6 protein-coding genes are annotated in these 6,721 nt (G+C 70.4%); all 6 read right to left on the bottom strand.

All coding sequences use genetic code 11. From position 1 onward, the window contains the following. Positions 1–284: 284 nt before the first annotated feature. The 6 genes from ACWDD9_RS40595 to ACWDD9_RS40570 all read right to left on the bottom strand — a co-directional run bounded on the left by ACWDD9_RS40595 (position 285) and on the right by ACWDD9_RS40570 (position 6,660). The gene (locus ACWDD9_RS40595; protein ID WP_049651675.1) at positions 285–1,970 is read right to left on the bottom strand and encodes a ribonuclease J; all 1,686 of its coding nucleotides are present in this window, start codon (positions 1,968–1,970) and stop codon (positions 285–287) included. A 171-nt stretch (positions 1,971–2,141) separates the two neighbouring features. After that, a complete protein-coding gene (dapA, locus tag ACWDD9_RS40590; RefSeq protein ID WP_049651676.1) occupies positions 2,142–3,041 on the bottom strand; it encodes a 4-hydroxy-tetrahydrodipicolinate synthase in 900 nt (299 codons plus the stop codon). A gap of 215 nt (positions 3,042–3,256) precedes the next feature. Further along, positions 3,257–3,988: an FAD-dependent thymidylate synthase gene (gene thyX / locus ACWDD9_RS40585; RefSeq protein ID WP_049651677.1), complete on the bottom strand. Its 732-nt coding sequence runs from the start codon at positions 3,986–3,988 to the stop codon at positions 3,257–3,259. Further along, positions 3,985–4,443, bottom strand: coding sequence for a tetratricopeptide repeat protein (locus tag ACWDD9_RS40580; RefSeq protein WP_049651678.1), 459 nt, complete (start codon positions 4,441–4,443; stop codon positions 3,985–3,987). The genes thyX and ACWDD9_RS40580 overlap by 4 nt, the downstream gene beginning before the upstream one ends. A gap of 70 nt (positions 4,444–4,513) precedes the next feature. Beyond that, positions 4,514–5,260: a 4-hydroxy-tetrahydrodipicolinate reductase gene (dapB, locus tag ACWDD9_RS40575; protein WP_074006413.1), complete on the bottom strand. Its 747-nt coding sequence runs from the start codon at positions 5,258–5,260 to the stop codon at positions 4,514–4,516. A gap of 47 nt (positions 5,261–5,307) precedes the next feature. After that, positions 5,308–6,660, bottom strand: coding sequence for a M16 family metallopeptidase (locus ACWDD9_RS40570; protein WP_234348371.1), 1,353 nt, complete (start codon positions 6,658–6,660; stop codon positions 5,308–5,310). Positions 6,661–6,721 lie beyond the last annotated feature (61 nt).

Here is a 6,721-nt window from a genome sequence, read left to right as displayed (position 1 = left end):
TCGGACCGCCTTCCAGCGGACCCTCCGGGCTTCGTTCTTTCGTGTTTCCAGCTTATCAGATGTTTTCCGCTCCGTTTTCCGGAGTTTCATTCATCCGATTTACTTTCGCCTTTCGGCGCTCCCGAACTCTATCAGAGTCTTTCGGTCCGTTTTCCCCGGTCGTTCTCGAATTCGAATCCGAATTCGAGCCCGTTTCCGAGGGGCCGTCCCGTGGGGCAACCCGGAGAACATTACGCACCGGGTCGCCCCACGTCAAACCGGCCTCAGCCGGTCTTGAGCGAGCCTCAGACCTCGACGACGACCGGCAGGATCATCGGCCGGCGGCGATAGTTGTCCGCGACCCACTTGCCGATGGTCCGGCGGACCAGCTGCTGCACCTGACGGGGCTCCAGCACGCCGTCGCTCGCCGAGCGGTCCAGGCCCTCCTGGAGCTTGGCGACGACCGGGCCGAAGGCGTTGTCGTCGATGCCGGAGCCGCGGGCCTGGATGGTCGGGCCGCCGACGATCTTGCCGTTGGTCGAGTCGACCGCGACGAAGACCGAGATGAAGCCCTCCTCGCCGAGGATCCTGCGGTCCTTGAGCGAGGCCTCGGTGATGTCGCCGACCGAGGAGCCGTCCACGTAGACGTACCCGGCCTGCACCTTGCCGACGATCCGGGCGACGCCCTTCTCCAGGTCGACGCAGACGCCGTCCTCCGCGATGACCACGCGGTTGCGCGGCACCCCGGTGGCGATGCCCAGCTCGGCGGCCGCACGCAGGTGGCGCCACTCGCCGTGGACCGGCATCAGGTTGCGCGGCTTGCAGATGTTGAAGAAGTAGAGCAGCTCGCCGGCCGAGGCGTGGCCGGAGACGTGCACCTTGGCGTTGCCCTTGTGCACGACCTTGGCACCCCAGCGGGTCAGGCCGTTGATCACCCGGTAGACCGCGTTCTCGTTGCCCGGGATGAGCGAGGAGGCCAGGACGACGGTGTCGCCCTCGACGATGCGGATCTGGTGGTCGCGGTTGGCCATCCGGGACAGCGCCGCCATCGGCTCGCCCTGCGAACCGGTGCAGATCAGCACGACCTCCTTGTCCGGCAGGTCGTCCAGCTGCTTGACGTCCACGACCATGTTGCCGGGGACCTTCAGGTAGCCGAGGTCGCGGGCGATGCCCATGTTGCGGACCATCGAGCGGCCGACGAAGGCGACCTTGCGCTTGTACTCGTGCGCGGCGTCCAGCACCTGCTGGATGCGGTGCACGTGGCTCGCGAAGGAGGCCACGATGATGCGCTTGTCGGCGTTCGCGAAGACGTTGCGCAGCGCCGCCGAGATGTCCCGCTCGTGCGGGATGAAGCCGGGGACCTCGGCGTTGGTGGAGTCCACCAGCAGCAGGTCCATGCCCTCCTCCGCCAGCTTGGCGAAGGTCGGCAGGTCGGTCAGGCGGCCGTCCAGCGGGAGCTGGTCCATCTTGAAGTCACCGGTGGCCACGACCATGCCGGCGGGGGTGCGGACCGCGACCGCCAGGGCGTCCGGGATGGAGTGGTTGACGGCGATGAACTCGCAGTCGAAGGGGCCGATGCGCTCGCGCTCGCCCTCCTTGACCTCCAGCACGTACGGCCGGATGCGGTGCTCGGCGAGCTTGGCCTCGATCAGGGCGAGGGTCAGCTTGGAGCCGATCAGCGGGATGTCCGGGTTCTCCCGCAGGAGGAAGGGGACGGCGCCGATGTGGTCCTCGTGCCCGTGGGTGAGGACGATGCCGTCGACCTTGTCGAGACGGTCCCGGATGTAGCTGAAGTCCGGGAGGATCAGGTCCACGCCGGGCTGCTCGTCCTCGGGGAAGAGGACGCCGCAGTCGATGATCAGGATGCGGTCGCCGTACTCGAGGACCGTCATGTTGCGGCCGATCTCGCCGAGGCCGCCGAGCGGAGTGATGCGGAGGGCGCCCTCCTTCAGTGCCGGGGGCGCGCCGAGCTCGGGGTGCGGGTGGCTCAAAAGACTCTCCTCACGACGCGCGCCATATGTCCGGGGTCCTCCCCCTGGAGACATATGGCGCGCGTACTCAGTGTCGTTTTCCTACTGGGTCTGTGCTCTCGCGCCTACGGTCCGGTCCAGCGGCGGACCCGGGGAGGTCCGGCGAGCCGGGGGCGCGCACGTCCGTGTCTGCTAAAGGTGTACCCCGCCGGAGGCGAGATCCTGCTTCAACCGCTCGATCTCCTCGGGCGTCGCTCCGACCAGCGGGAGTCGCAGCGGGCCGGCGGGCAGGCCCTGGAGTTCCAGCGCGGCCTTGGCGAGGATCACGCCCTGGGTGCGGAACATACCGCTGAACACCGGCAGCAGGCGCTGGTGGATGCTCGTGGCCTTGACCACATCGCCCGCCAGGAAGGCCTCGACCATCGCCCGCAGGTCCGCCGCCACCACGTGCCCGACGACGCTGACCACGCCGACGGCTCCGACGGACAGCAGCGGCAGGTTGAGGATGTCGTCGCCGGAGTACCAGGCGAGGTCGGCGCGGGCGATGGCCCAGGCCGCGGCGCCGAGGTCGCCCTTGGCGTCCTTGTTGGCGACGATCCGCGGGTGCTCGCCGAGGCGGACCAGCGTCTCGTGGCTCAGCGCGACCCCGCTGCGGCCCGGGATGTCGTACGCCATGACCGGCAGGCCGGTGGCGTCGGCGACCTCGGTGAAGTGCCGGTACAGGCCCTCCTGCGGGGGCTTGTTGTAGTACGGCGTGACGACCAGCAGGCCGTGCGCCCCGGCCGCCTCGGCCTGGCGGGCCAGCTCCACGCTGTGGTGGGTGTCGTTGGTGCCGACGCCGGCCACCACGTGGGCGCGGTCCCCGACCGCCTCGACCACGGCGCGGACCAGCTGGGCCTTCTCGGCGTCGCTGGTGGTCGGGGACTCACCGGTGGTGCCGTTGACGACGAGGCCGTCGTTGCCGGAGTCCACGAGGTGCGTGGCGAGGCGCTGGGCGCCGTCGAGGTCGAGCGCGCCGTCGGCGGTGAACGGGGTGACCATGGCGGTCAGGACCCGGCCGAACGGCGTCTGGGGGGTGGAGGTCGGAGCCATGCGTCCAAAGCTACTCGTAGGCGGTGGGGCGGTACCCATGCCGGTCCGGTGTTCGGACAGGTGCAGCGCGTCGGTGGCGCGGACGTGGGATTCCGGTGCTGCCCGCTCGGGGGTTCGGGCAGCACCGGAATCCGTGTTCACGAATGTAGGGAGCGGCTAGAAAAGCCGCAATCCAGACATGCCAGACACTCTGCCCGTATGCCTGTCGTCCCAGGTCAGGGGGCGACCCGGCCGTGCTTCTCGAAGGCCGCATGGGTGAGCGGCATGAGCCGGGCCCACTGCTCCTCCATCTGCTCGGCGACCATCTCGATCTCGCGCTGCGGGAAGGACGGCACCGCCGAGTTCTCCCGCCGGGTGCGCAGCGACAGGAAGTGCATCAGCGAACGCGAGTTGCAGGTCGCGTACATCGAGGAGAACAGGCCCACCGGCAGCACCGCGCGGGCCACCTCGCGGGCCACCCCGGCGGCCAGCATCTCCTGGTAGCGGGCGTAGGACTCGACGTACGCGGCCTCCATCGCCGCGGTCGTGGTCCGGTGCTGCTCCGGCGTGCCCTCGTGGAACTCGTACTTGCCGGGGCGGCCCTCCTGGACCAGCTTGCGCTCCTCGCCCGGGACGTAGAAGACCGGCTGGAGCTCGCGGTAGCGGCCGGACTCCTCGTTGTACGACCAGCCGCTGCGGTGCCGGTGGAACTCCCGGAACACGAAGATCGGCGCGCTGATGAAGAAGGTCATCGAGTTGTGCTCGAAGGGCGTACCGTGCCGGTCGCGCATCAGGAAGTTGATCAGGCCCTTGGACTTCTCCGGGTCCTGCTGGAGGGCCTCCAGGGACTGCTCGCCCGCGGTCGAGACCCGGGCCGCCCAGATGACGTCCGAGTCGGCGGCGGCGCTGCGGACCAGCTCCACCGTCACGTCGCTGCGGAAGCTGGGGGCCGTCGGTTCGTCGCTCACGCGTTACTCCTTGCGGGTTCGGTGCTGTGCAGCTTGATGGCGTGCTGCATGGTCTTGCGGGCGCGCGGGGTGTCGCCGGCGTCGGCGTAGGCCACGGCGAGGCGGAACCAGACCCGCCAGTCGCCCGGCGCGTCCTGTGCCTCGGCCTGGCGGCGGGCGAACACCGCGTCGGCCGAGGCCCGGTCGATCCGCCCGCCCTTGCTGCGCTCCAGCTCGTCCACCGGCAGGCCGCCCTCGGCCTCCAGCTCGCGGGCCAGCCGCTCGCTGTCCCGGCCGAAGCGGACGGTCTGGCGCAGGAACCAGACCCCGATCACCGGGATCACGAAGGCGCAGACCCCGATGCCGATGCCGAGCGGCTTGCCGGTGGCGATCAGCTGGACGCCCTCGCCCACGCAGACCAGGGCGACCAGCAGCAGCACGCCGGACAGGACGAAGAAACCGGTACGGGAGGTCATCGGGCCCCTCCGGGGATCGGTACGGTCCGGTTCGGCGTGCTCTGGTACGGCACGGTCTGGTTCGACACTGTCACAGGTCCAGGAAGTGTTCGAGGCCGAAGGTCAGCCCCGGCGTCCCGACGACCTTGCGCACGCCCAGCAGGATGCCCGGCATGAAGCTGCTGTGGTGCAGCGAGTCGTGCCGGATGGTGAGCGTCTCGCCGGTGTCGCCGAACATCACCTGCTGGTGCGCGAGCAGGCCGCGCAGCCGCACCGCGTGCACCGGCACCCCGTCCACGTCGGCGCCGCGCGCGCCGGGCAGGCTGTGGGTGGTCGGGTCCTGCTGCGGCGGCCGGCCGGCCTCGGCCCGGGCGGCGGCGATCAGCTGGGCGGTGCGGGTGGCCGTCCCGCTGGGGGCGTCGGCCTTGCGGTCGTGGTGCAGCTCGACCACCTCGACCGACTCGAAGTACCGGGCGGCGATCTGGGAGAACTTCATGCCGAGGATGGCGCCGATGGAGAAGTTCGGCGCGATCAGCAGGCCGAGCTCCGGGGCCTCGTCCAGCCAGCCGCGGACGGTGGCGAGCCGCTCGTCCGTCCAGCCGGTGGTGCCGGTGACCACGTGGATGCCGTGGTGCAGGCAGAAGTCCAGGTTGCCCATCACCGAGTCGGGGTGGGTCAGCTCGACGACCGCCTGGGCGCCGGCCTCGGTCAGCTCCTCCAGGTCCGACCCGCGGCCGAGGGTGGCGACCAGCTCCAGGTCCGGCGCGGCCTCCACGGCCTTGACCGCCTCGGAGCCGATCCGTCCCCTGGCGCCGATCACGGCGACACGCAGCGTCATGGCAAAAGTTCCTCTCACCTGGGATTCAGCGGATCCGGAAAAGCGGATCAGACCAGCAGATCGGCGAGCTTGGCGGCCCGCTTGTCGTTGACCGGGCCGATCAGGGCGAGCGACGGCCGGTACGCGCCCAGCACATCACGGGCCACCGCGTGGACGTCCTCCAGGGTCACCGCTGCGATGCGCTCCAGCATCTCGTTCACCGACAGGTGGTGCCCGTAGCTGAGCTCGGCCTTGCCGATCCGGTTCATCAGCGAGCCGGTGTCCTCCATGCCGAGCACGGTGGAGCCGGAGATCTGGCCGATCGCCCGGCCCAGCTCCTCCTCGGTGATGCCCTCCTCGACCACCTTGGCCAGCTCGGCGCGGCAGATCCGCAGCACCTCCTCGACCCGCTTGGGCTGGCAGCCGGCGTAGATGCCGAACAGGCCGCTGTCCGCGTACGACGAGGAGTACGAGTAGACCGAGTACGCCAGGCCCCGCTTCTCGCGGACCTCCTGGAACAGCCGGGAGCTCATCCCGCCGCCGAGGGCCGCGTTGAGCACGCCCATCGCCCAGCGGCGCTCGTCGTGCCGGGGCACCCCGGGCACGCCCAGCACCAGGTGGGCCTGTTCGGTGGAGCGGTTGAGCACCTCGACCCGGCCGGCCGTGCGCAGCGCCTTGACGCCGCGGCGGGCCTCGGCCGGCGCCGCGGTGGAGGCCGCCAGCAGCGGCGCGAAGGCCTGCTCGACCTGCTTGACCACCTTGCGGTGGTCGAGGTTGCCGGCCGCGGCGACGACCAGCTGCTCGGGCCGGTAGCGGCGGCGGTAGAAGCCGGCGATCTGGTCCCGGGTGAGCGTCCTGATGGTCTCCTGGGTGCCGAGGATCGGGCGGCCGAGCGGGCCGCTGCCGAAGATCACCTTGGCGAACAGGTCGTGCACCACGTCGCCCGGGTCGTCCTCGGCCATCGCCATCTCCTCGAGGATGACGCCGCGCTCGGACTCCACGTCCTCGGTGCGGATCAGCGAGCCGGTGAGCATGTCGCAGACCACGTCGATGGCCAGCGGCAGGTCGGTGTCCAGGACCCGGGCGTAGTAGCAGGTGTTCTCCTTCGCGGTGAAGGCGTTCATCTCGCCGCCGACCGCGTCCAGGGCCGCCGAGATGTCCAGCGCGCTGCGCCGCTCGGTGCCCTTGAAGAGCAGGTGCTCCAGGTAGTGGGTGGCGCCGTTGAGCTGCGGGGTCTCGTCCCGCGAGCCGACGCCGACCCAGATGCCGAAGGTCGCGGAGCGCACCGTCGGCAGGGTCTCGGTGACGACCCGAAGGCCGCCGGGGAGCACGGTGCGGCGCACCGTGCCGGCGCCGTCGACGCCCTTGAGCAGGGTCCGGGTCGTGCCGGGACGCTGCGTTACCGCCGGGGCCTGCGCCACGGGGGGTACCTCCAGAGGAAACGCACGTGCGGATGGGCACGTACGGACGAACGCGTGGACA

Source organism: Kitasatospora sp. NPDC001119 (genome assembly GCF_053598475.1).
Note: the sequence above shows the minus strand (reverse complement) of the source record. Positions and strands in the feature narration are given on the sequence as shown.

Excerpts from the sequence above, each read along its gene's own strand:
- dapA (WP_049651676.1), bottom strand. The coding sequence starts at position 3,041 with ATGGCTCCGACCTCCACCCCCCAGACGCCGTTCGGCCGGGTCCTGACC.
- ACWDD9_RS40580 (WP_049651678.1), bottom strand. The coding sequence starts at position 4,443 with ATGACCTCCCGTACCGGTTTCTTCGTCCTGTCCGGCGTGCTGCTGCTG.
- dapB (WP_074006413.1), bottom strand. The coding sequence starts at position 5,260 with ATGACGCTGCGTGTCGCCGTGATCGGCGCCAGGGGACGGATCGGCTCC.